Here is a 24,558-nt window from a genome sequence, read left to right as displayed (position 1 = left end):
ATTCAATGTTGAATTAAGCATTAAGTGATCAGGCTTTTTCGTTATAATAGATCCCAATTTACATTCTGATTAAAAGCTGATTATGACTGTTCGTACTCGTATCGCACCTTCTCCTACTGGTTTCCCGCATGTTGGGACTGCTTATATTGCATTGTTTAACTTATGTTTTGCGAAGCAACATGGCGGTGAATTTATTCTTCGTATTGAAGATACAGACCAACTGCGCTCTACCCCAGAATCTGAGAAAATGATTTTAGATTCATTGCGTTGGTTAGGTTTGAACTGGTCAGAAGGTCCAGATGTGGGTGGTCCTCATGCGCCATACCGCCAATCTGAACGTATGGACATTTATAAACAATATGCTTTAGAACTGGTTGAAAAAGGTCATGCATTCTACTGCTTCGCAACAGCAGAAGAACTCGATCAAATGCGTGCGGAACAACAAGCGCGTGGTGAATCACCACGTTATGACGGTCGTGGCTTAAAACACACTGCGGAAGAAGTGGCACAGCGTTTGGCTGCTGGCGAACCGCATGTCATTCGTATGAAAGTGCCTGAAGAAGGGATTTGTAAATTTAACGACTTACTTCGTGGTGAAGTCGAAATTCCTTGGGCGCAAGTCGACATGCAAATTCTACTGAAAACCGATGGTTTACCGACGTATCACTTGGCAAACGTGGTTGATGACCATTTAATGGAAATCACTCACGTGATTCGTGGTGAAGAATGGATTCCATCTGCGCCTAAACACCAATTATTGTACAAATATTTTGGTTGGGACATGCCTGTACTTTGCCACATGCCGCTGTTACGTAACCCAGATAAATCAAAACTGTCTAAACGTAAAAACCCAACGTCAATTAACTACTACAAAGACATCGGCGTTTTACCTGAAGCATTATTGAACTACTTAGGCCGTATGGGCTGGTCAATGCCGGATGAAAGTGAAAAATTCACTTTGGCTGAAATGATTGAACACTTTGACATTCAACGTGTATCACTAGGCGGTCCAATCTTTGATGTTGAAAAGCTAAACTGGTTAAATGGTCAATGGATTAAAGGTTTAACACCGGGTCAATTGCTCGATACCCTACTGGCTTGGAAATCTGATCGTAATACCTTGGAAGAAATTGCTGCTGCGATTCAACCGCGTATTAATTTATTGTCTGAAGCAGTGAATTGGGCAGGTTTTTATTTCAACCAATTCCCAACACTCAGCAAAGAACAGTTTGAAAGCAAAAAATTGACCGAAGAACAAGTTCGTCAAAGCCTTCAATTTGCCATTTGGCGTCTAGAAAGCATGTTCACTTGGAACAATGACACCGTCAGCCAAACTCTGATGGATTTGGCGAACCAAATGGACATTAAACTTCGTGACTTCATGCCAACCTTCTTTATTGCTATTGCAGGTTCGACATCTTCGACACCGGTTATGCAATCAATGGTAACCATTGGTCCTGATTTAACCTTTGCTCGCTTACGTCATGCACTTGAAATTGTGGGCGGTCCGAGTAAAAAAGAAACAAAAGCATGGGAAAAACTCAATGAAAGCCTAAAACTGCCGAAAAATGATGCAGTTGATGAAGCTTAATTGATTTTTTAGTTGACGGATGGGCGTTATCCCCCTAATATAGCGCCCATACAAAGAGATGGTGTCAACCAACTCTAAGTTGCCTCAAATTGTCCCTATCGTCTAGAGGCCTAGGACATCGCCCTTTCACGGCGGTAACCGGGGTTCGAATCCCCGTAGGGACGCCATATTCAAGGTGATGCAAATCATCTTATAAAAAACCCAAGCATTATGACTTGGGTTTTTTATTGCCTAAATTTTATCTGATTTAAATTTACGGTATTTTTGCTTTCTGCGTCATTCTGATTAAAATAAACCATAGATTAAAATTATGGAGTTGCAATGCAATACCGTTGCCCTAAATGTCAAAGCCCTAAAATTATGCCTCTTGCGCAAGCAGGCCAGCCTGTTGCTCGTCCTGTCGTGCCTAAAAGCCTGATTATCCTCATCCCTGCGGTATTTATTCTTTTACTGTTGGTGATTATCAGCATCGCAATGTGGATTTTTGGTGACGGTGCAGGTACTACATTACAAACTGCGACTGTTGTTGTATTTATTGCTTGCTTGATTGCTGGCTTCATGTTCTATCGCGACCTGCCAGATTTTAAAATCTCAATGCAAGGTTTTATGCAATCACAGAAAAAATGGAAATGCCGCGAATGTAATCATGAGTGGGAAATCTAAGCAAGCCATTTAAATCACATTAGCATTAGTGCTGATGTGATTCATCATGAGAATGCGCATGATCATCTTGATGATGTTCATGATCAGACTTTTGGGTGTGTTGGTGCACCACACATTCATCTTCTTCGATTTGTAATGTCATCTCTGTGATTCCGTGCTCATGTTGCAACATTTCAATCGCCTCAAAATACAAGGCATTACGATCGGCTTCAGGTGCAAAGAGATGAACCGTCAAATGCACATTCTTTGACGTTATTGCCCAGACCTTTAACTGGTGAATGCTCTCCACCCCTTTGAGTGCCAATAAATCATTGCGTAACTTTTCTATGTCGATTTCTTCAGGCACGCCTTCCAATAAAATATTGATACTTTGTTTTAATAAAATCCAAGTCCTTGGTAAGACCCAAAAACCAATGAGCACCGCTATAAGGGTATCGACCCACATCCAGCCCGTAAAATAAATAATCGCCGCGCCAATAATCACACCCACCGAACCTAAGGCATCACTCAACACCTCTAGATACGCTCCTTTCACATTCAAGCTTTCTTGCGAACTGGAAAATAAAATACGCATCGAGATTAAATTAATGATCAAACCAATAACCGCCACAATCATCATGCCCATGCTTTGAATTTCCGGCGGCGTTGAAAAGCGCTGATAGGCCTCATACAAAATATAAATCGCAACCACAAATAGCATCAAGGCATTAAACAAGGCAGCCAAAATCTCAAAACGCTGATAGCCAAAGGTGCGTTTATTGTCAGCAGGAAGCTTGCCAATTTTGATCGCGACCAATGCTATGGCAAGGGCTGCAGCATCGGTGAACATATGTGCCGCATCTGACAATAGCGCCAAACTTTGCGTCATAAAGCCAGCAATAACTTCAATAATCAAAAAAGTACTGGTCAGTGCTAAAGCAAAACTTAATTTTTTGACATTCCCTTCTGTGACAACGGCATGGCTGTGGTCATGCCCATAATGCTCACTCATTATTTTCTGACCTTTATAAATTATATGTTCTTCAGCCTTGAGCTTAACAGGTGCAGTAAACGTAATAAAATTACATCATTCAACCTTCAGTATTACGTTTTACTTTCAAGCTTAAAAACTGCTTTTTCAGCATCCTCTTTCAGTTTATTCAAATTAATTTTCTCGATCTAGATAACTGAAATTACTTATAAATATTTTTTTAATACCTATTCACATATCATGACAAGCATGCTAATTTTCATCTTAAGTGTGATCTGTTTAAAACAATTAAATCATTCATCGCAGCGCACGAATGGCTACTGTTAATATTTTTATTAATCAAGTGGTTATGCTTAGCAACAAGGAGTTTAACAATGATGATACAAGCTCTGAAAAAAATCTATGCACTGTTGTCACAACAGATGAATCCAAAGTTGCAAGGAATGCATCTTTTGGTTCCAGAAGCCGAGGGTGATTACGCCCAAGGGACTTATTTTGAAATTCTTGCGGCTCAACACCATCGAGACTTTCTCAATCACCATACTATGGATTTAGCAGACCAATCCCCTACCGACTATCGCAATGCCATGTGGAATTTTTTAAGTGCCGCATTAAAAGGTCATAAAGATGCCCAATATCGCTTAGGTCTCGGTTATTTACATGGAGAACTCGGCTTAGACCGCAATTATGAACTTGCACAGCTTTGGCTCAGTAAAGCCGCTGCACAAGGTCATGAACGTGCAGACTACGTCTTACATCATGCCTTTGAAGATATTGTTATGTAGTCATTGAATCTTAAGCAATAAAAAACCAGCCCGCAGGCTGGTTTTTTATTTCAAAATCAGGAAGGAATTAGCCACCAATTTTGCGGTATTTTTGACGTTTCGTTACCAAGTCATCACCGTCACGTTTACGACGGTATTCTTCAAATTCATGGTAGTTACCCGTGAAGAATTCAGGGGTTTCACCTTCAAATGACAAGATGTGCGTTGCAATACGGTCGAGGAACCAACGGTCATGCGAGATCACCATGACAGTACCTGGGAATACCAGAATTGCATCCTCAAGCGCACGTAAAGTTTCGATATCCAAGTCGTTTGATGGTTCATCTAGCAGGATAACGTTGGCACCCATTTGCAAGATTTTTGCAAGTTGTAAACGGTTACGTTCACCACCTGACAATTGACCTACACGTTTTTGCTGATCTTGACCTTTGAAGTTAAAGCGACCGATATACGCACGAGATGCGATTTCGTATTCACCAATCTTCAAGATGTCTAAACCGCCAGAAACTTCTTCCCAAACAGTTTTGTTGTCATCTAAGGTGTCACGAATCTGGCCGACATAAGCCACTTTAACCGATTCACCCAGTACCACAGTACCTGTATCTGGTTGTTGCTCGCCTGTCATCATACGGAACAATGTGGTTTTACCCGCACCGTTCTCACCCACGATACCCACAATGGCACAAGGTGGTACAACGAATGATAAGTCTTTATAAAGCGTACGATCACCAAACGATTTGCTGATGCCTTCAACTTCTACAACCTTGTTGCCTAGACGTGGACCAGGTGGAATGTAGATTTCAGACGTTTCATTACGCTGTTGGAATTCGCGTGAGTTAAGCTCTTCAAAACGCTCCATACGCGCTTTGTTTTTCTTTTGCTGACCTTTAGCATTTGAACGAACCCATTCAAGCTCTTTTTTCAATGCTTTAGCAAAAGATTCTTCTTGCTTCTGTTCTTGCTCTAAACGAGCATTTTTCTGCTCTAACCAAGAAGAATAGTTGCCTTGGTATGGAATACCCATGCCGCGGTCAAGCTCAAGAATCCACTCTGCCACGTTATCCAAGAAGTAACGGTCATGGGTAATCGCAACGATGGTGCCTGGGAAGTCTTTCAAGAAACGTTCTAACCAAGAGACTGATGAAGCATCCAAATGGTTCGTCGGTTCGTCTAGAAGCAGCATGTCTGGTTTAGACAATAACAAACGGCAAAGTGCAACACGACGGCGCTCACCACCAGACAACTTAGATACATCTGCATCCCAAGCTGGAAGGTTCAACGCAGCAGCAGCCTGATCCATTTGGTTGACAATGTTATGTGCATCCCATGAATGGATAATTGCTTCTAACTTCTCTTGTTCTTTTGCAAGTGCATCAAAGTCAGCATCTTCTGCTGCATATTCTGCAAATACTTCATCAAGACGCGCCAAAGCATCCAACGGTTCACGTAAACCGTCTTCAACGTTACCACGAACGTCTTTGCTTTCATCCAATGGCGGCTCTTGTTCAAGGTAACCAATTTTGATACCCGGTTGAGCACGTGCTTCACCTGAGAAATCTTTATCTACGCCCGCCATAATACGAAGCAAGGTAGATTTACCTGCACCGTTTAGACCAAGCACACCAATTTTTGCGCCTGGGAAAAATGATAAAGAGATGTCTTTCAGGATTTCGCGCTTAGGCGGAACCATCTTCGACACACGGTTCATCGTGTAAATATATTGGGCCACTTAGGACTCCTCAATAGTCAAAACATATACGGAACAACACAAAGTTGCCCCTGCTCAATTGAGCGAAAAAATAATCGGCTATTATACGCATAAAGTCGTGAAAAAATAAGGTTTCGCACACGGCTTCAATGCATTGTTACAAGTTTAATGGCGAACAAAATTTAAACATGCGGTTTTAGGCATGATTTCGCTCATCTTTAGCTGAAAATTTTTCAATAATATGAATAATTATGATATTCATTTTATAAATAAAGCACTTTTATTCATATATATAAGTGATAGACTGTTTAAAAACTAGCTCTCTTAGATGAAGTAATCATGACCTATAAAGACGAAACTTTAGCAATTCACGCGGGGTATACACCGGAGCCAACCACCAAAGCGGTTGCGGTGCCGATTTATCAAACCACCTCATATTCCTTTGATAACACGCAGCATGGTGCTGATTTATTTGACTTAAAAGTTCAGGGTAATATTTATACCCGCATTATGAATCCAACCACGGCGGTACTTGAACAGCGTGTTGCAGCGCTCGAAGGCGGTATTGGCGCTTTGGCCTTAGCCTCTGGTATGGCGGCCATTACATATGCGATTCAAACCATTGCTGAAGCAGGCGACAATATCGCTTCAGTTTCGACCCTGTACGGCGGCACATATAACCTGTTTGCCCACACCCTGCCGAAACAAGGCATTGAAGTTCGCTTCTTTGATTATCAAAACCCTGAAGCGCTGCGTAGCCTCATCGATGACAAAACCAAGTTGGTCTTTGTCGAATCTATTGGTAACCCATTGGGCAATATTATTGACCTCGAAGCAATTTCGAAAATTGCGCATGAATTTGGCATACCTGTAGTCGTAGACAATACTGTTGCCACACCTGTTCTGCAAAAATCATTTGAATTTGGTGCCGACATCGTGGTGCACTCACTCACAAAATATATTGGCGGTCATGGTAATTCGATCGGTGGCATCATCGTCGATAGCGGCAAATTTCCTTGGGGCAAATACCCTGAACGCTTTAAATCACTCAACATCCCTGATCCAAGCTACCACGGGGTCAATTATGTCGAAGCCTTAGGTGACGCAGCCTACATTGCCCGTGCGCGCGTGGTCCCGCTGCGTAATACAGGCGCTGCGATCAGCCCGCACAATGTGTTTTTGATCTTACAAGGTTTGGAAACCTTAAGCCTGCGCATGGAGCGTCATACTGAAAATGCGCAAAAAGTGGCGGAATATTTACAAGCGCATCCAAAAGTAAAATGGGTCAACTACGCTGGCCTAAAAGACCATCCTCAGCATGCTTTGGCGCAAAAATATGTCAAAGGCAAACCATCTGCGATTCTTTCCTTTGGGGTTCAAGATGGCCTTGCAGGCGGCACGCGTTTCATCGATTCGTTGCAGTTATTTACTCGCCTTGTGAATATTGGTGATGCCAAAAGTTTAGCTTGCCATCCTGCGACCACGACACATCGTCAGCTCAATGAAGATGAACTCAAAGCAGCCGGTGTCAGCATTGATATGGTTCGTTTATCGATTGGGATCGAGCATGCAGATGACTTGATTGCCGACTTAGAGCAAGCCTTAGCTGCTGTTTAAACCACAAGTGCACAATCCACAGGTCTTATTTTTAAGGCCTGTTTTTATTTCCATTTCATTTAAATAATCACCCCCACATTATCTGCCTTTCAATTTTGCGCATCTATGGCCCTGCTTCTATATTTATTTACAATTTTATTTATCTTGAAAATCGACTTTTTTAGGTTGCAACGATGTGGATAAAAGCACTTCTCTTTCACATATTTATGTGTTAAAAATTGAGTAAATAGGGATTTTAATTTAGAGTAAAAACTCTAAATATTATTTTATTATCAATTACTTATATATGGCTTTTTTTTAATAAAACGCTATCATACCGCTGACTTAAAACAGCCCTGCACATAGCATTGTCGGGCCGATAAATGAATACAATAAAACTGATTTAACAGGGAACCTCATCGTGAATTCAAGACTTGAGAAACGTTTCGTTGACCGTGTCAACGGCAAGACCATTTTAATCACCGGTGCATCAAGTGGTATCGGTTTAACCACAGCGCATCGCCTTGCCAATGCAGGCGCACATGTTCTACTGGTTGCACGTACCAAAGAAACGCTTGATGCCGTAAAAGCTGAAATTGAAGCCACTGGCGGTAAAGCCGATGTTTTCCCATGTGACCTCAATGATATGGAATCCATTGATGCTGTGGCACAACAAATCCTCGCTTCCGTCGATCATATTGATATCTTAATTAATAACGCTGGCCGTTCTATTCGCCGTGCCGTGCATGAATCAACTGATCGTTTCCATGATTTTGAACGTACTATGCAGTTGAACTATTTTGGCGCGGTACGTTTGGTGATGAATTTACTGCCGAAAATGATGATTCGCCGTGAAGGTCATATCATCAACATCAGTTCGATTGGTGTATTGGCCAATGCAACGCGCTTCTCTGCGTATGTTGCATCTAAAGCCGCATTAGATGCTTTCAGCCGTTGCCTAAGTGCTGAAGTTCACTCGCATAATATTGCCATCACGTCGGTCTACATGCCATTGGTGCGCACGCCAATGATCGCCCCAACCAAAATTTATAAATATGTTCCAACGCTTTCTCCAGAACAAGCAACTGACCTGATTGCCTATGCCATCGTGAAACGTCCGAAGAAAGTCGCAACCAATTTGGGCCGTTTGGCTTCGATCACCTACTCCATTGCTCCTGACATTAACAATAAACTCATGTCGATTGGTTATAACCTGTTCCCAAGCTCTTCAGCGTCTATTGGTAAGCAAGAAAAACTCAATTGGGTACAAAAAGCATATGCTCGCCTATTCCCAGGTGAACATTGGTAAGACCTGACTCACCCTTTAAAAAGCCCTTTTGAGGGCTTTTTTTATTGGGTTTTATGCGGCAATTTTGCTACATTGGGCTGAGATAAAATCAACTTTTATAACAATGAAAACTCAAAACATTGCCATCGTCGGTGCAGGTACGGCAGGATTGGCTGCTGCAGCAATGCTTGCTAATCAAGGCCATCAAATCAGCTTATATGAAAAAGTCTCACAACTTGAACCTGTGGGCGCAGGATTATTATTACAACCCGCCGGGCTTGCGGTTTTCGAACATTTAGGCATTTTGGAACATGCCTTAAGCCTAGGTGCTGTGGTAACAGGTCTGGAAGGTCAACTGGCTGGCGGCGACTTGCTGATTAACAGTCATTATCGACAAGCTGATGAACGTTCATATGGACTCGGCATTCACCGTGCCGCGCTCTGTCATGTCCTCGCATCCAAAGTCCGTGAATATCCTCAACACGTTGAGTGGTGCATGGCGCATGAGGTACATGAACTTCAAGAGTCCAGTGAGGGTATAAACGTGATTGGGCAGTCCGCAGATCAATCTTTTCAACGTCAGTTTGATCTCGTGTTGATCGCCAATGGCGCACGCAGCCATTTACGCCCTAAAGCGTGGGAAAAGCTCAACCAAGCCTATCCTTGGGGTGCAAAGTGGATCATCGTGCCTGAATGCGAAGTGCTCAATCCACAAATCTTGCACCAATTCTATGACCGCTCCAACATCATGATGGGTGTGATGCCTACGGGAGCAATTCCAACACAGCCTGAACAGCGCCTTTCGAGCATTTTCTGGAGTTTGCCTACAGAAGATTTAGAGGAATTCTTAAAAACAAAGAACGCACAGCAGCAATGGTTGCTTGAAGTTTCAAAACGCTGGCCGAGTATTGCAGAATGGTTAGCGCATGTGATTCCACATCCAGATGATCCGCAGCAATGGCTATCTGCCAATTATCGTGATGTGGTGCTGAGCAAACTTGGTGAAGGTCGTATCGGCATATTAGGCGATGCTGCTCATGCCATGAGTCCACAGCTTGGACAAGGCGCCAACATGGCTTTGCTCGATGCATGGGCCATCAGTCAAGCTCTGCTTCAATATCAACAGGACTCCTCACTGCAAAACCTCTGGCAGGAGTATCATCAGCTACGGTTGTCCTCCGTGCGATTTTACCAATTTTTTAGTCGCTTGCTGACTCCTTTTTATCAATCACATCATCGCTGGACAGCACCGCTCCGTGATTTTTCATTTCGTGCTATGTATCAGCTGCCGTTTTTCCGCAAAGAAATGGCGATTACGATTTCCGGCTTAAAAACGGGTGCATTTGGGCACATGAATTATGCTGACATTGCCCGAAAGCCTGCAGATGATTCTGCGGCTGAACTGCGCAATTTAAAATTTGATTAAGAATTAACTCCCCATCATTCTCTTGATGGCTTACACTATAGTGCTGCTCAAATGCTGCGGCATTTATTTTTTGATTTTTGAATTGGTGAAATCCTCATGAACAACCTGCAATGGCTCGATGAAGTAAAATTTAACGAACAAGGCTTAGTGCCTGCTATTGCACAGCATCATCAAAGCGGGCGCGTATTGATGGTGGCATGGATGAACCGTGAAGCCTTGGCGCAAACTGCAGAAAAAAATCAAGCGGTGTACTTTTCACGTTCACGCAATAAGCTATGGCATAAAGGTGAAGAATCTGGCCATTTCCAAACCGTACATGAAATCCGTTTGGACTGTGATGCTGACGTGATTGTGCTACAAATTGAACAGCATGGCGGCATTGCCTGCCATACCGGCCGTGAGTCATGCTTCTACCGCAAGCTTACTGCCAATGGCTGGGAAATTGTCGATGCGCAATTAAAAGATCCGGCTGCAATTTATGGTGCAAAATCAGCAAATCCACATACTCTTGCGATGAATGCATCCAATGCGCAATCTGAGCAAGTCGAAGTACTCGACTACTTAGGTAAAATGATGGCTGAACGCAAACAAGCTGATCCTGAGTCCTCTTATGTGGCAAAGCTTTACCATAAAGGCCTCAACAAAATTTTAGAAAAAATCGGTGAAGAAAGTGTTGAAACCATCATTGCCGCTAAAGATTTCAAAATCGAAGCCAATGAAGACAACAAAAACGATTTGATTTACGAAGTAGCAGACCTTTGGTTCCATACCATTGTGATGTTGGGTTATTTCGATATTGATCCTCAATTGGTACTTAACGAACTCGCTCGTCGTCAAGGCCTTTCCGGTTTGGTTGAAAAAGCCAACCGTCAGCACTAAGACGCAACCGTGCCAGATCTTAAAAAACCGACCGCGACCTATGAGCAGGCCACTGCCATAGATAACGCACGTCTTGGTAAATCATTTAAAGTGATTGCCTATGCTGGCACAGGTAAAACAACCACACTGCAAATGATCAGTGATGCCATGCCTCAGCGGCGTGGCATGTACTTGGCCTTTAACAAAGCCATTGCCACCGAAGCACAGAATCGTTTTCATCAAAATGTCGACTGTCGAACCTTCCACTCATTGGCTTATCGTAGTGTTCCACGTGGAGTGACTGACAAACTGCGTCTACCACGTTTAAGTCCGAGCTTTATTGCTAAAGAATATCGACTAGAACCGATCACCTTACGTCGTATGATGGGCGGTCGTTATGAAAAATATGTACTCATGCCTTCGCGTTTGGCAAGTCTGGTGGCAAACGCTGTCAGTTATTTCTGTTCGACCAGTTCGCAATACCCTGCCCCACGACATCTACAAGCACCGAGTTGGCTGCATCCGGACGATATCGAAAGCTTACAAAAGCATTTGTATCCTGCCATTGAACGTCGTTGGTTAGAGTCGATTGATCCGAACCATGCAGCAGGAATTGGACACGATATTTATTTAAAACTCTGGGCTCTGTCTGAACCGAATATTCCTGCCGACTACGTGTTGTTTGATGAAGCTCAGGATGCTGACCCACTAATGCTAGGGATTTTACTGAAACAGCGGAATACCCAAGTCATCTATGTTGGCGATGCGCATCAACAAATTTATGCATGGCGTGGCGCAGTCAATGCCATGCAGCAACTCCCTTTACCCGAATCCCGTTTAACCACGTCTTTCCGTTTTGGTGAAGAAATTGCCTTGAACGCCAATGCTCTACTGGGCGCATTGAACGAAACCGTGCCTTTATTGGGTAATCCGCAGCTCAACTCTAAAGTGGTCAATAAACCACATACCAAGATGCGCGATGCCATTTTATGTCGTACCAATGCACGTGCGATGGAACTGTTATTGGCGGGTTTGGTTAAGGGCGAAAAAGTTAGCCTGCAAGCAGATCATGCGCGACTCAATCGTTTTGTAGATGCTGCAGCCATGCTCAAGCAAGGCAAACGCGTAGTCGATGTCCCAGAGCTTGCGTGGTTTAACTCATGGCATGATGTGCATGAATATTGTGAAACCAATGACGGCAGCGATATTAAACCGCTAGTGAAGTTGGTCGATGACCACGGTACTGACCCACTGAAAAAGGCGCTGGCTAAAATCACCCCGATTGATCAAGCCGACTACATCATCTCGACTGCCCATAAAGCCAAAGGTTTAGAATGGGATCGGGTACATATTGAAGATGACTACCAATTTAAGCTCAACGATAAAGATTATAAAATTAGTGACGAAGAGTTACGGTTACTTTACGTGGCTTGCACACGTGCTAAAGTAAGTTTAAATATCCATCATATTTATGACTTGATGCAGCACTTAAAACGTCAAATGCCCAAATCTTTGGCACAAGCGGTCAGCTAGTATGATGAAAAAGGTGAATAAACAATAAATCAGTAAAAGGTGCACCATGAAATTACAATCGATCCAACTCAAGCACACCCTTCATTTTACTGATATCACCCTCAATTTTAATTACCACGATCTGCCGATCACTTTAATTTTGGGTGATCAAAGTTCTGGAAAAACCTCCCTACTACGCTTTAGTTATCAGGCCCTCACTTGGTTCGCTGCACGTTATAAAGATTTACGCACCGCAGGCGTGGTAATGCTCGATCAAGACATCATGTTAAATCGCTTGCAATCGAAACTTGATATTCAAGTCAGTTTTCCCGAAGAGATTGGCTCATTTCAGCTTTCAAGTGATCAACAAGACCAAGACCCACAATGTTGTTCATGGCAATTGTACAAAACCTTAAACAGTCAAGGCGTCGGCCTCAGTAAGGCCGAAACACAGCAATTAGAATCGATGGTTGCGCTGTATCAAAAAGCCCTCAAAGCCGATCCGTTACAAGGGTTGCCACTCATTGCCTATTACCCTGCTGAACGTTTCGTCAACGATGTGAATATTCTCAATAAAAATAATCCTGCTATTTTTCAGCCTTCGCATGCTTATGAAATATCGGCCATTCCCTTTACCACGTTTATTCGTTTTTTTGAGTGGTTTCGAGAAATATCCGACATTGAAAATGCACAAAGTGCCGAATTAATTCAAAATTTATTACATCCTAAAACCCAAGCAGATATACCCAACGCATCAGACACGCCTCTTTTTGGGCATAAACTAGCACAAGCTCAGGCCGATCTACACGCGCCGTCACTCAGATCATTAAAACAAGCCTTAGAGACCGTGTTGCCCGAGGTGACCAATATTTATCTGCAATATCACCCCAAATTACAGTTAATGGTCTGCTATCAAGGCAAAGATATGTTGTTCCAACAGCTATCAAATAGTGTACGCAACCTTGTGGCCTTAATTGGTGATATTGTGCGTCGCCTCTGTCTGCTCAATCCTCATAGCTTATATCCGTGCCAAGAAGGTGACGGTATTTTATTGATCGACGCCATAGACCACCAACTCGATCAAAACATGACTCAAGTGATTTTAACCCGTTTAAATCAAGCGTTTCCACGACTCCAAATCATTGCCAGCGGCAACCGTCCTGAACTGATGGAACAGGCTTCTCGCTTTCAGTGCTTACAATTACAGAATAAAAAGCTCAGTGAAATTCAGCCTGAAAAACTACAAGAAACCTATGATCAAATTTATCAGCAGTTGCAACTCGGATCTAAACCATCGCTTCCACCTAAAACTGAAGAGACTGAATTAAATGAGCCGCTAAACAATCAGGATACCATCCAGCACTTGTTACAATTAATTCAGACACAACTGACCGAGCAGCAGCAACAAGAATTGGTTAGGGCTTTATCACAGCGAGGTGATCAGGACGTTACAATCCAACCACTGAGTTAAAAATACTGAGGCTGATTGGCTGAGTATAATACACCGACTCGATGTTTAAATATTCAGCAATAAGGCCGCAATAGATGTCTAGACAGTTTCGTCAGGCGTATAATGTGTAAGTGGTTCATAAAAAAGATTGATGTTGTTTTACGCATGTAATATGATCGGTTTTATTTGCAATTTTCATAGTAACATCGGAAATTGCTATCGCTTCACGAGTTGCGCAACACAGCTTGTTTTTAATTTTTTTTGACACACATGGCTTTCAAGATTGAATTTTTGGACTGCTCTTTGCTGTCCTGTAATCCTTGAAAGATGAAATACACCTAGGTTTCACCGCCTAATCAAGACAATGGATACGAGTGTGCTACCGATTATTATATTGTTACCGTTAATACTAGGCACAACACTTGTCTCGTGGTTGAAGCAATTCTCTCGCGGGGTAACAGCTTTAGGGGCGATTGGCGTCAGCCTCAGCAGTTTAGTTTTATTATTGAGTCAGGCTCAAGATGTATTTAATGGCAAAACCATCATTCAAACATGGCCATGGCTCACTCAAGTTGGCATTGATTTCAGTTTCCGTCTCGATGCACTGGGCTTATTGTTTTCCCTGCTCATTACCGGGATCGGCACCTTAATTTATATCTATGCCTACTATTATTTAAGTCCAAAGAATTCGCTCAGTAAACTGTATTTTTTATTGATGCTGTTCATGGCTGCCATGCTCGGCATTTCATTGTCTAATAATTTAATTTTATTGCTTATTTTCTGGGAACTTACCAGCATTTCATCTTTCCTTTTGGTTGGTTATTGGAGCAATTACGACGCAGCTCAGCGTGGCTCTCGAATGGCTTTGACCATTACAGGTATGGGTGGTTTATGTATGCTGGGTGGTTTTGTTCTGTTGGCGCAAATCACGGGCACCTATCAGATTGATCAAATCCTAACGATGAGTAGCCAAATTCAGCAGCACTCGCTTTTTGTACCCACACTGCTATTAATATTAATGGGAGCATTTACTAAAAGTGCGCAGTTCCCTTTCCATTTTTGGTTGCCAAATGCTATGGCGGCACCGACCCCCGTCTCGGCCTATTTACACTCTGCCACGATGGTAAAAGCCGGAATTTTCCTGCTTGCACGCTTATTACCGATTTTTGCAGGCGCTGCGTTGTATCACAACTTGGTCACCTTTATTGGCTTATTTACCTTATGTATGGCAGCATTCTTTGCCATTTTCAAAGAAGATTTAAAAGGGCTTTTGGCCTATTCCACCATCAGCCATTTAGGTCTGATCGTTTGCTTACTGGGGATCGGTTCTCCCCTTGCAGTTGCGGCTGCCATTTTCCATATCATTAATCATGCGACCTTCAAAGCAGCCCTATTTATGATCGCGGGGATTATTGACCACGAATCAGGCACACGTGATTTACGAAAACTCTCTGGTTTATGGCAATTACTTCCGTTTACCGCAACGCTAACCATGATCACTGCGGCCTCTATGGCAGGTGTCCCATTAACCAATGGTTTCCTCTCTAAAGAGATGTTCTTTACTGAGCTTTTAGCCAATCTGACTGGGCCTGTGATGATCGTATCAGCCATCATTGCCACCTTTGCCGGTATCTTTGCTGTCGCGTATTCAGTACGTTTAGTTCACGGGGTGTTTTTTGATGGTCCACTGGGGAAAGAAATTCCCAATAAAGAAGCACATGAACCACCGTTTGGTATGCGCGCACCAGCAACATTACTGGCTGCTTTATGTATTTTAGTTGGATTATTCCCTGCCCTATTAGTTGAGCATATAGTCAACAGCACAGCACGTGCGAGTATTCAAAACCTAACGTTTGAAGGTGCACATTTAGCGATTTGGCATGGTTTAAATGCACCGCTTTTGATGAGTGTAATAGCACTCTTGGGTGGTTTAATTTTCTACTTCGCATTGGCAAAGGGCGGCAAATTACGCCGGATCGACTTAGATCCATTTTTGGGTCGTTTGCAAGGTAAAGTGCTGTTCGACTTATTTTTAAAATATCTTTTACTCAGCTCAAGAAAATTTCGTCGCTTTACTGAAAACGGCAAATTACAAAGCTATGTATTGTGGATTTTAATCTTTAGTGTAGCCATCGTCATCGTTCCATTTTGGCTGCAAGGCATCGGCACAGGCAGTCGTGAACTGGTACATGCACCGGTCATCGCGATCGTTCTGTGGCTATTATTATTCTCTGCATGTTGGATGATGCTTTGGTTCCACCATGAAAGGATTAAAGCCGTCCTCATCAGTGGTGCAGTCGGTCTGGTTGTGACCATGGTGTTTATCTGTTTCTCCGCTCCCGATTTGGCGTTAACACAGATTACTGTTGACGTGGTGACCACCGTGCTCTTACTCATGAGCCTATCGTTATTACCACAGCTCACCCCTTATGAGTCGAGCGTGTCACGTCGTTGGCGAGATGCATTGATTGCGATTATTGCAGGTCTAGGGATTGCATGGATTTCATGGTTGATCATGACCCGTGATCATAACTCCATTTCATGGTTCTTCATGCAGCAGTCTATCCCACTTGGTGGTGGTACCAATGTGGTCAACGTGATCTTGGTGGACTTCCGTGGTTTCGATACCTTTGGTGAAATTACCGTACTGGGAATTGCTGCAATTGGTACGCTATGCATGATGGATGGTATGCGTGCTCATGGCACCACCATTACGCAAGGTCTGACCTATCGTTTTAATCCGTCGCCACTGATGTTCCGTATTACCTCATCTTGGATTTTGCCTTTGGCCTTGGTGATCAGTCTGTATATTTTCCTACGGGGTCATAACTTACCTGGCGGTGGCTTTATTGCAGGTTTAATTACCTCTTTAGCCTTAGTGATTCAATATATCGCGCTCGGTCAAGACCGTGCTGAACAATTGATTGGTGCAAAATCAGGTCGCTTATATGAAGTGTGGATTGGTATTGGTTTAACCATTGCGGGTTTGACAGGGATCGCCGCTTGGCTATGGGGCCGCCCATTCCTGACCAGTGCTCATATCTATGTCTCACCACCCATTTTAGGTGAAATGCACCTTGCCTCCGCTGCCCTCTTCGACACAGGTGTCTACATCACTGTTGTGGGCGCGACGATGTTAATGATTTCCGTCTTAGGCGACTCGCGTCACTCGAGTATGTCTGGTCCAGTTCCAAGAGACGAATAAGATGATTAGTTTAGAATTTTTACTCGCTTCAGCCATTGGCTTACTGACCGCAACAGGGGTATACCTGATTTTGCGAGCACGTACCTTTCCTGTCGTGTTGGGTTTAGCCATGATTGGCTATGCCGTGAACTTATTTTTATTTGTCATGGGGCGTATTCATGTCAACGCACCAGCTGTGTTAACTGAAACCACCAAAGCAACCGATCCTTTACCGCAAGCCTTGGTCCTGACCGCCATTGTGATTGGCTTTGCGACCACTGCGTTTATCGTACAATTGGCTCTGCGTAGCCGCTATGAAACCGGAACAGATCATGTGGACTCCAAAGAAGAAATACCGCAAATTGACCCGCGGGAGGATGAGCCATAATGCATGATTTCATCCAATTTTGGACTACCCACAGCCCGATTTTCAGTATTTTAATTCCTGCAATTACTGCATTTATTTTAGTCCTGTTGGGCAACCCCGGCTCTGGCTCGTTGGCACATGACTGGCGACAACCTTGGCGTCGTGGAATCAGCTATGTTTCTGGCATCCTTGGGCTGATCACATCTATCAGTTATTTGATGATCGCCAGCTCTGGCCAAGTCTTGGTTTATAACCTGAGTGAATGGGCCGCACCGTTTGGGATTGTCTTAGTTCTAGATCGACTCTCAGCATTCATGTTGGTGCTGACTTATGGTCTTGCTGTGCCAGTGATGTGGTTTGCCAGCAAAGAATGGGATGAGCGTGGTCGTTATTTCCATTCCATGTGCCATTTCTTACTGATGGGTTTGTGTGGTGCGTTCCTAACAGGCGATTTATTTAACCTATTTGTGTTCTTTGAAATCCTGTTGATGGCATCGTACGTTTTGCTCTTACACGGCCAAGGCAAAGCACGTTTTCAATTGGGTATTCATTACGTCACCATTAACCTATTTGCCTCTGCCCTCTTCCTGATTGGACTCGGGATGATTTATGGCAGTGTAGGTAGCTTAAATATGGCAGATGTTGCACGACTTATGCCTTTGCTTGAAGCGGATCAACATCGAATTGCTGTAGCTGGTGCATTGTTACTGTTTACCGTCTTTGGCATCAAGGCAGCAATGCTGCCTGTAGGGTTCTGGTTACCGAAGACCTATGCTGTGGCAACCACTCCTGTCGCAGCCTTGTTCACCATTATGACCAAGGTCGGCATCTATGCCATTCTCCGTGTTAATGGCACTGTGTTTGACGATGGGATTAGCCGTGAAATCTTACAACAGTGGCTGTTACCGATTGGCTTAGTAACCTCGCTCTATGGTGCCTATGGTGCTATCGGAACGGATCGTTTACGTCGTTTTGTCGGTTTTATGATTTTGTCTTCTATCGGCACAATATTGGTTGCGATTTCACTCTTTAATACGGATGCATGGGCTGCAGGACTTTATTACCTGATTCACAGTACCATTATTGGTGCAGCTTTTTATATTCTATCGGGTTGGATTACCTCACAACGCGGCGAATTTAAAGATCATTTTAAAATTGCGCCCCGCATGAAACAGCATAATACAGTTGCTGTCTGCTATTTCATCATTGCGTTGATGATGGCTGGTCTACCACCCTTTAGCGGCTTTTTGGGTAAAGTATTTATCTTACAAGCCACAGCCAATTCACCTTACCAAATCATGATTATTTTAATTGTTTTGTTGGTGAGTTTACTCAGTATCATGGCATTTACCCGCGCTGGTTTTGTACTTTTCTGGCGTTCATCTCGTCCAGAAGATGATAGTGATACTGAAGAATATCAACGCTATCAGGCTTTGCCGAATAAGGCTCCGCTACGTAATGACAAGACCATTTATCTACTATTAACAGCGCTTGTGGGATATATGGTCTTTGCTGCACCAATCTATGACTATACCTACAAGACTGCGCAGCAAATTCAAGACAACCCATTATATGAATCGTTGCTATTGAAAAAGGATAAAGAAGGTCAAATTATCAGTGTTCAACCTTATGATCCTGAAAATTTACCTGAAACCAAATATGGTGGCGAATCAGCGGATCCAAATGCACACCTCATCCCTGCATTGATTGCGCCTGAAACCCTAAATGGCGAACATATTTCTGAATATAAGCAACGCCAAATTCAGGGACAGCAACAAGAAGAAAAATTGCCTGAAGAGACCCAGCTGAAACCGATGGAGGTACCTTAACATGGCGACACTATCTTTATTTAATCGCTGGTTTCCGCATCCATTGGTATCAGTCATGGTTGGTCTGAGCTGGGTGATGTTAGCGCACAGTTTAGATGCGGCCACACTCTGTATGGCCTTGGTTTTAGCCATTGTTATTCCGCGATTGGTTCGCCCTTTTATTGACCGAACGCCGAATATCAACTGGCTGGCGGCATGTAAATTATTCTTTGTGGTGTTATGGGATATTATTGTCAGTAATATCCATGTTGCAAAACTCGTCCTTGGTCCGACACATAAATTGCATCCGAAATGGTTCCGTGTTCCTCTCGATACACAGCATGAAGAAGTCAATTCTCTGCTTGCGATGATCATCACCACTACACCCGGTACGGTGTCTGCTGGGATTGACCAAGACCGTGGTGATATTTTGGTCCATGCTCTGAGCACGGATGATCCTGAAGCAGAAATTCAAACCATTAAAGAGCGCTATGAGCGCCCTCTCATCCTTATTTTTGGCGCTGATACAGGAGAGTCTGCATGACAATTTTACCTTATGCGCTTGGCATTTGTTTAGTTGCGGTGACGATCTCAATGTTACTGTGCCTCATCCGCTTGGTGATGGGACCCTCAGTTGTGGACCGATTACTTGCTTTAGATACTTTGTTCTTAAATGCCACCTGCTTAATCGTCATTTTAGGTATTTATTGGGCAAGTACATCAATGTTTGAAGGGGCTTTATTGGTTGCCATGCTGGGGTTTGTATCTACAGCTGCTTTAGCGCGTTATTTCACTACTGGCCACGTCATCGACTAGGAGTCCTTTAATATGCAATTAGTCATGGAAATTTTGGTCTCGATTTTTTTGGTGATTGGCGCTTTTTTCATGTTGGTCGGCGGTATTGGCATGGTTCGCCTACCCGACTTATTTATGCGACTGCACGCACCGACCAAATCGAGCACCTTAGGCTTAGGAAGTTTTCTAATTGCTGCAATTATTTATGCAGCATTTCAAGGCCGTTTTGGATTTGCAGAAATCCTGATCACGCTTTTTGCTTTTATCACTGCACCGGTTTCTGCAAACCTCATGGCACAAGCGGCATTACATTTACGACTGCGCTCGATGAGTGGTGAGGCACCAGAAGCTCTGAATCGCCCTCTTCCTTGGCAGCGAACTCGGCGCCGTGCATTTCACTCTAAACTCCATTCAAAACCAAGGGATCTGGATTAAATCTAGATCCAGTTTGATTATGCGTTCGAGCTAAAAAATTCTTTAATTTTCATCCATAATTTCTCAATTACATTCCCTTGAGCCATATATTGCAAACGTTTTTGGTTATAAGGTGTTTTTTTTAAACCATACTGCCTAGCTAAATCAATCAGTAAGTTAGTCTCAAAACTACTTTGAAAATTGTTATACCAGCCAGGCTGATTCTGGCTCATCTCAAGATTCGCCAATTCATAAAACAGCTGTGCCATCACGGCATCCTGTCTTGAAACAAAATTCTTCCGCTCACTGATTTGTAAGCTGACCTGTTCTCGTATGGCATCGTATTCCGCTGTTGTGGGTTTGCGCTGATCACTCCAATGTCCATCAGGAACATAGCCTGTTCCATAATGTACATTTAACAATGGATATTCATGAAAATATTTTGCTGTCGCACTTTTTCTTTGGCTGTTAAAATATTCAGATGAATCCATTCACTTCCAAGGTGAATCGTTGGATCACGTTTCATACCTTCAGCAATCCATTTTTTGGCTAGTGAAATATTGCCGATCAACTCATAAGCTGTGCCTAAATTCACTGCCGTCTTCGGTAAACCTGGATGCTCATTTTCAATTGCACGTAAAATCTTAATGGCTAAATCGTAACGGCCTGCGTAGATCTGATGTACGGCATAATCATTTTCTGCCTGATAGTCTATTGGGCTAGGATGCCTTGAGACAAAGTTATTCAATTTTTCATCATGATGTTCTTCGCGTTGATTTTCTTTTTCTGAATCAGATGTATAAAAATCTTCTACATAGGTATTTAAACATGCCCAACTTGGCATAGTAATAAATAATGCGCTACTCAAAAGGATTATTTTTTTCAATTCATTATTTTACAGATTGGCGGATTAAATATCATGTTCGACCTGTCTTTCATTGGCATATTATAATTTTAAAGTGATTGAGTTTTTAAATTACCGTTATTCAAACATAAAAAAGCCACCCAAAGGTGGCTTTTTTCATTCAGCAAACTGAATTATTCATCATCTTTTTTTGCTTCGTCAGTAGGAGGTAAGTCCTTGACTGCTTCCGCAATTAGACCAAACATATAGTTGCCATAAGCATTTGTTTTGTCGTAATGGAAACGCAAACGTGGCGTAATACGTGTTTTGATACGACGGCTTAGTTCATGACGCAAGAAACCAGATGCTTTATTCAAGACATCTAAAGTCTCTTTATTTGCGGCTTCACTTTGCTCATCGCCTAGCTCACGACCCATTACAGTCACATAAACTTCGGCATATCCTAAGTCTGGGCTCACCTTCACGGCAGAGATGGTCACGAGACCACCTAAGCGTGGATCTTTCAGCTCCTGACGGATCAGTTCTGACAACTCACGTTGTACTGTATCCGCCATACGCTTCAGACGTTGACTACCCGCCATTAAAGACTCCGTTTAATTAATTGAACATCGTACACTTCAATCTTATCTTGTGCTTTGATGTCTTTATAGCCTTTCACCGCAAGACCACATTCCATACCGGCACGAACTTCTTCAACCACATCTTTGTAGCGACGAAGAGATTCAAGCTCGCCTTGGAATACCACCACGTCATCACGTAATACGCGAATCGGTTTATTACGGTGTAATGTACCTTCAAGTACCATACAACCTGCAGCAGCACCGAATTTACTTGAGTGGAACACTTCACGTACTTCAGCAACACCCAGAATTGTTTCACGGTGTTCAGGCGCCAATTTACCGCTCATCGCATCTTTCACATCATCAATTAATTGATAGATGATCGAGTAGTAACGAATGTCGATACCATCAGCATCAGCTTTTTGACGTGCAGTATTATCAGCACGTACGTTAAAGCCGAGAAGAACCGCTTCTGAAGATTCAGCAAGTGTTACGTCAGACTCAGTGATCGCACCAACACCTGAACCAATAATACGTACTTTCACTTCATCAGTTGCAAGTTCAGCAAGTGCAACGTGTAATGCTTCCAAAGTACCACGTACGTCTGTTTTCAATACCACGTTGACAATAGGCACATCTTTCTTGCCCATAGACGCCATGATATTTTCAAGACGCATCGCAGATTGACGTTCAAGACGTTTTTGACGTTCACGATCCATACGCGCATCAGCAACTTCACGTGCTTTTTTCTCGTCATTTACAACAAGAACTTCATCACCTGCCATTGGCGCTTCTGGTAGACCCAAGATTTCCACAGGAATCGAAGGACCAGCAGATTTAATACGTTGACCATTTTCATCTGTCATCGCACGTACACGACCGTATGACGAACCTGCAAGAACAAGGTCACCCACTTTCAATGTACCGTTTTGAACAAGAATCGATGTTACCGCACCACGCCCTTTGTCTACACGTGCTTCAATTACAACACCTTGTGCTGCACCCTCTTCAGATGCTTTAAGCTCAAGAAGTTCGGCTTGAATTGAGATCAAGTCTAGAAGCTCGTCGATACCTGCACCGCTGTGCGCAGAAACCATTGCTACTGGAACGTCACCGCCCCATTGCTCAGGTACGATTTCTTTCGTCGTCAACTCATTCAATACGCGATCTGGATCAGCAGACTCTTTATCCATTTTGTTGATAGCAACAATAATTGGCGTACCTGCTGCACGTGCATGGTCAATCGCTTCCGCAGTTTGTGGCATAACACCATCATCTGCTGCAACAACCAACACTACGATATCTGTAGATTTCGCACCACGTGAACGCATTGCAGTAAATGCTGCGTGTCCCGGTGTATCTAAGAAAGTAATAATACCTTTTTCAGTTTTCACATGGTAAGCACCAATATGCTGTGTGATACCACCTGCTTCACCTGCAGCCACTTTAGAGCGACGAATACGGTCAAGAAGTGATGTTTTACCATGGTCAACGTGACCCATAATTGTCACAACTGGCGGACGAGTGGTTTGGACACCACGCGCTTCTTCAGCTGCTTCAAGTAAGTTGTCTTCTGCTTGTGTATCCGAAACAAGTACTGGATTGTGACCCATTTCTTCAACAACAAGTGCTGCAATTTCTTGATCAATCGCTTGGTTTTGAGTAACCAATTCGCCCATTTTCATGAGTGATTTGATAACTTCGCGAACTTTAACCGCCATTTTCGCAGCCAAGTCAGCAACAACAATTGTTTCACCAATTTCAACATCATAAACTTGTTTTTTAACTGGTTTTTCAAAGCCATGCTTGTTCGCTTGACTTGTTTTTAAACCACGTTTATGTGAGTTATCACGGAAAGATTGCTCTTCGCCACGACGACCACCTTTTTTAGGTGAACGTGAATTGTTGGTATTGGTACCACGTTTAATTTCACGGTCTTCTTTCGCAAATGAATCTTCATATGCCTGACCTACAAGGCCGGCAGCAAGCGGAGAATCATCTACAACACGAATGGTCGCAGTAGTGTCTTCGTTAGAATACTTAGACGCCATTTGACGCATTTGCTCAAGCGTACGTTGTTGCGCTTCTTCAGCGGCTTTACGACGCGCCGCTTCTTCTACAGCTTTCAATTGTGCTGCTTGAGCTTCACGTGCTTTTTTCTGTTCTAGAGTTTCAACAGGTTTTGTAATTGGCTTGTTGTTTGACTTACGTTTTACAACAACCGCAGCTTTCGGTGTTTCTTGCTTCGCATGTTCTTGCTTCGCAGCAGCACGCATTGCTTCTAAAGCTTGTTTCGCTTTAGATACTGGTTGTTGCTTCGGTTCTTCAGCTTTCGCTTCAACCTTAGGTTCCTGTTTACGTGCTTGTTGGTCAGCTTGTGCTTTCGCTAATGCTTCAGCTTTAATTTGCTCAGGATCCGGTTTAACAAATGTATGTTTCTTACGAACTTCTACATTAATCGTTTTTGCCTTGCCCGATGTACTCGCCACTTTAGCAGTACTGGTAGTTTTACGTTTCAACGTGATTTGTCCTGCATTGCCCGCATCCTGACCATGAACTTTTTTCAAATGGTTAACGAGGGCATTTTGTTGTTCAGTGGAGATAATATCGTCAGGTTTAGTTTGTGGTAAACCCGCATCACGAACCTGTTCCAGCAGCTTCTCAACTGGACGACCCACGCTGAGAGCTAACTCCTTAATCGACTTGTCCGTCATATAT

21 protein-coding genes and 1 tRNA gene are annotated in these 24,558 nt (G+C 43.2%); 16 read left to right on the top strand and 6 right to left on the bottom strand.

Features of this window, described 5'->3' with window-relative positions:
- Nucleotides 1–82 precede the first annotated feature (82 nt).
- From gltX to FTU80_RS06430, 3 genes are all read left to right on the top strand, one after another.
- Nucleotides 83–1,591, top strand: a complete 1,509-nt coding sequence (gene gltX / locus FTU80_RS06440; RefSeq protein ID WP_168378189.1) for a glutamate--tRNA ligase — start codon at nucleotides 83–85, stop codon at nucleotides 1,589–1,591.
- 91 nt (nucleotides 1,592–1,682) lie between these two features.
- Nucleotides 1,683–1,758: transfer RNA gene (locus FTU80_RS06435), tRNA-Glu, on the top strand.
- 154 nt (nucleotides 1,759–1,912) lie between these two features.
- Nucleotides 1,913–2,254: a hypothetical protein gene (locus tag FTU80_RS06430; protein WP_078189395.1), complete on the top strand. Its 342-nt coding sequence runs from the start codon at nucleotides 1,913–1,915 to the stop codon at nucleotides 2,252–2,254.
- Between the two features lie 25 nt (nucleotides 2,255–2,279).
- Here the strand turns inward: FTU80_RS06430 and FTU80_RS06425 are convergent, their stop codons facing one another.
- Nucleotides 2,280–3,245, bottom strand: coding sequence for a cation diffusion facilitator family transporter (locus FTU80_RS06425; protein WP_180084549.1), 966 nt, complete (start codon nucleotides 3,243–3,245; stop codon nucleotides 2,280–2,282).
- A 353-nt stretch (nucleotides 3,246–3,598) separates the two neighbouring features.
- Between FTU80_RS06425 and FTU80_RS06420 the strand changes: the two genes are divergently transcribed.
- A complete protein-coding gene (locus FTU80_RS06420) occupies nucleotides 3,599–4,009 on the top strand; it encodes an SEL1-like repeat protein (RefSeq protein WP_180084548.1) in 411 nt (136 codons plus the stop codon).
- Between the two features lie 67 nt (nucleotides 4,010–4,076).
- Here FTU80_RS06420 and ettA read toward each other — a convergent pair whose 3' ends face one another.
- Nucleotides 4,077–5,738, bottom strand: a complete 1,662-nt coding sequence (ettA, locus tag FTU80_RS06415) for an energy-dependent translational throttle protein EttA (RefSeq protein WP_180021489.1) — start codon at nucleotides 5,736–5,738, stop codon at nucleotides 4,077–4,079.
- Nucleotides 5,739–6,056: 318 nt separating this feature from the next.
- Here ettA and FTU80_RS06410 point away from each other — a divergent pair, with 318 nt between their 5' ends.
- From FTU80_RS06410 to FTU80_RS06355, 12 genes are all read left to right on the top strand, one after another.
- Complete coding sequence (locus FTU80_RS06410) at nucleotides 6,057–7,334, top strand: O-acetylhomoserine aminocarboxypropyltransferase/cysteine synthase family protein (protein WP_180026119.1); 1,278 nt, start codon at nucleotides 6,057–6,059, stop codon at nucleotides 7,332–7,334.
- Between the two features lie 400 nt (nucleotides 7,335–7,734).
- Nucleotides 7,735–8,622: an SDR family NAD(P)-dependent oxidoreductase gene (locus FTU80_RS06405; protein ID WP_180024275.1), complete on the top strand. Its 888-nt coding sequence runs from the start codon at nucleotides 7,735–7,737 to the stop codon at nucleotides 8,620–8,622.
- Between the two features lie 103 nt (nucleotides 8,623–8,725).
- Entirely contained in the window at nucleotides 8,726–10,027 is a 1,302-nt protein-coding gene (locus FTU80_RS06400) for an NAD(P)/FAD-dependent oxidoreductase (protein ID WP_180084547.1), read from the top strand.
- Nucleotides 10,028–10,123: 96 nt separating this feature from the next.
- Nucleotides 10,124–10,906, top strand: a complete 783-nt coding sequence (hisIE, locus tag FTU80_RS06395) for a bifunctional phosphoribosyl-AMP cyclohydrolase/phosphoribosyl-ATP diphosphatase HisIE (protein ID WP_078189402.1) — start codon at nucleotides 10,124–10,126, stop codon at nucleotides 10,904–10,906.
- A gap of 9 nt (nucleotides 10,907–10,915) precedes the next feature.
- Nucleotides 10,916–12,418: a UvrD-helicase domain-containing protein gene (locus tag FTU80_RS06390; RefSeq protein ID WP_111884125.1), complete on the top strand. Its 1,503-nt coding sequence runs from the start codon at nucleotides 10,916–10,918 to the stop codon at nucleotides 12,416–12,418.
- 46 nt (nucleotides 12,419–12,464) lie between these two features.
- A complete protein-coding gene (locus FTU80_RS06385) occupies nucleotides 12,465–13,868 on the top strand; it encodes an AAA family ATPase (protein ID WP_180084546.1) in 1,404 nt (467 codons plus the stop codon).
- A gap of 343 nt (nucleotides 13,869–14,211) precedes the next feature.
- Complete coding sequence (locus FTU80_RS06380; RefSeq protein ID WP_180084545.1) at nucleotides 14,212–17,052, top strand: monovalent cation/H+ antiporter subunit A; 2,841 nt, start codon at nucleotides 14,212–14,214, stop codon at nucleotides 17,050–17,052.
- 1 nt (nucleotide 17,053) lies between these two features.
- Entirely contained in the window at nucleotides 17,054–17,419 is a 366-nt protein-coding gene (locus tag FTU80_RS06375) for a Na+/H+ antiporter subunit C (RefSeq protein ID WP_078189407.1), read from the top strand.
- On the top strand, nucleotides 17,419–19,227 hold the full coding sequence (locus tag FTU80_RS06370; protein WP_180084544.1) for a monovalent cation/H+ antiporter subunit D: 1,809 nt from the start codon (nucleotides 17,419–17,421) through the stop codon (nucleotides 19,225–19,227). The genes FTU80_RS06375 and FTU80_RS06370 overlap by 1 nt, the downstream gene beginning before the upstream one ends.
- A 1-nt stretch (nucleotide 19,228) precedes the next feature.
- Entirely contained in the window at nucleotides 19,229–19,750 is a 522-nt protein-coding gene (locus FTU80_RS06365; protein ID WP_180084543.1) for a Na+/H+ antiporter subunit E, read from the top strand.
- Nucleotides 19,747–20,022 (top strand): monovalent cation/H+ antiporter subunit F, encoded by a 276-nt coding sequence (locus FTU80_RS06360; protein ID WP_078192553.1) that lies wholly within the window; start codon nucleotides 19,747–19,749, stop codon nucleotides 20,020–20,022. The genes FTU80_RS06365 and FTU80_RS06360 overlap by 4 nt, the downstream gene beginning before the upstream one ends.
- 12 nt (nucleotides 20,023–20,034) lie before the next feature.
- Nucleotides 20,035–20,436 (top strand): Na+/H+ antiporter subunit G, encoded by a 402-nt coding sequence (locus FTU80_RS06355; protein ID WP_180084542.1) that lies wholly within the window; start codon nucleotides 20,035–20,037, stop codon nucleotides 20,434–20,436.
- Between the two features lie 17 nt (nucleotides 20,437–20,453).
- Here FTU80_RS06355 and FTU80_RS06350 read toward each other — a convergent pair whose 3' ends face one another.
- From FTU80_RS06350 to infB, 4 genes are all read right to left on the bottom strand, one after another.
- Entirely contained in the window at nucleotides 20,454–20,837 is a 384-nt protein-coding gene (locus tag FTU80_RS06350) for a hypothetical protein (RefSeq protein ID WP_180084541.1), read from the bottom strand.
- Nucleotides 20,831–21,283: a tetratricopeptide repeat protein gene (locus tag FTU80_RS06345; protein ID WP_180084540.1), complete on the bottom strand. Its 453-nt coding sequence runs from the start codon at nucleotides 21,281–21,283 to the stop codon at nucleotides 20,831–20,833. The genes FTU80_RS06350 and FTU80_RS06345 overlap by 7 nt, the downstream gene beginning before the upstream one ends.
- A gap of 170 nt (nucleotides 21,284–21,453) precedes the next feature.
- Nucleotides 21,454–21,861: a ribosome-binding factor A gene (locus FTU80_RS06340; RefSeq protein ID WP_078189413.1), complete on the bottom strand. Its 408-nt coding sequence runs from the start codon at nucleotides 21,859–21,861 to the stop codon at nucleotides 21,454–21,456.
- Nucleotides 21,861–24,554 carry a translation initiation factor IF-2 gene (gene infB, locus FTU80_RS06335; protein WP_111884116.1) on the bottom strand — a complete coding sequence of 898 codons (2,694 nt, stop codon included), beginning with the start codon at nucleotides 24,552–24,554 and terminating at the stop codon, nucleotides 21,861–21,863. The genes FTU80_RS06340 and infB overlap by 1 nt, the downstream gene beginning before the upstream one ends.
- Nucleotides 24,555–24,558 lie beyond the last annotated feature (4 nt).

This window comes from Acinetobacter sp. YH12145 (assembly GCF_013418335.1).
GTDB classification, from domain to species: Bacteria; Pseudomonadota; Gammaproteobacteria; order Pseudomonadales; family Moraxellaceae; genus Acinetobacter; species Acinetobacter amyesii.
This window is presented reverse-complemented; position numbering and strand designations above follow the sequence as displayed.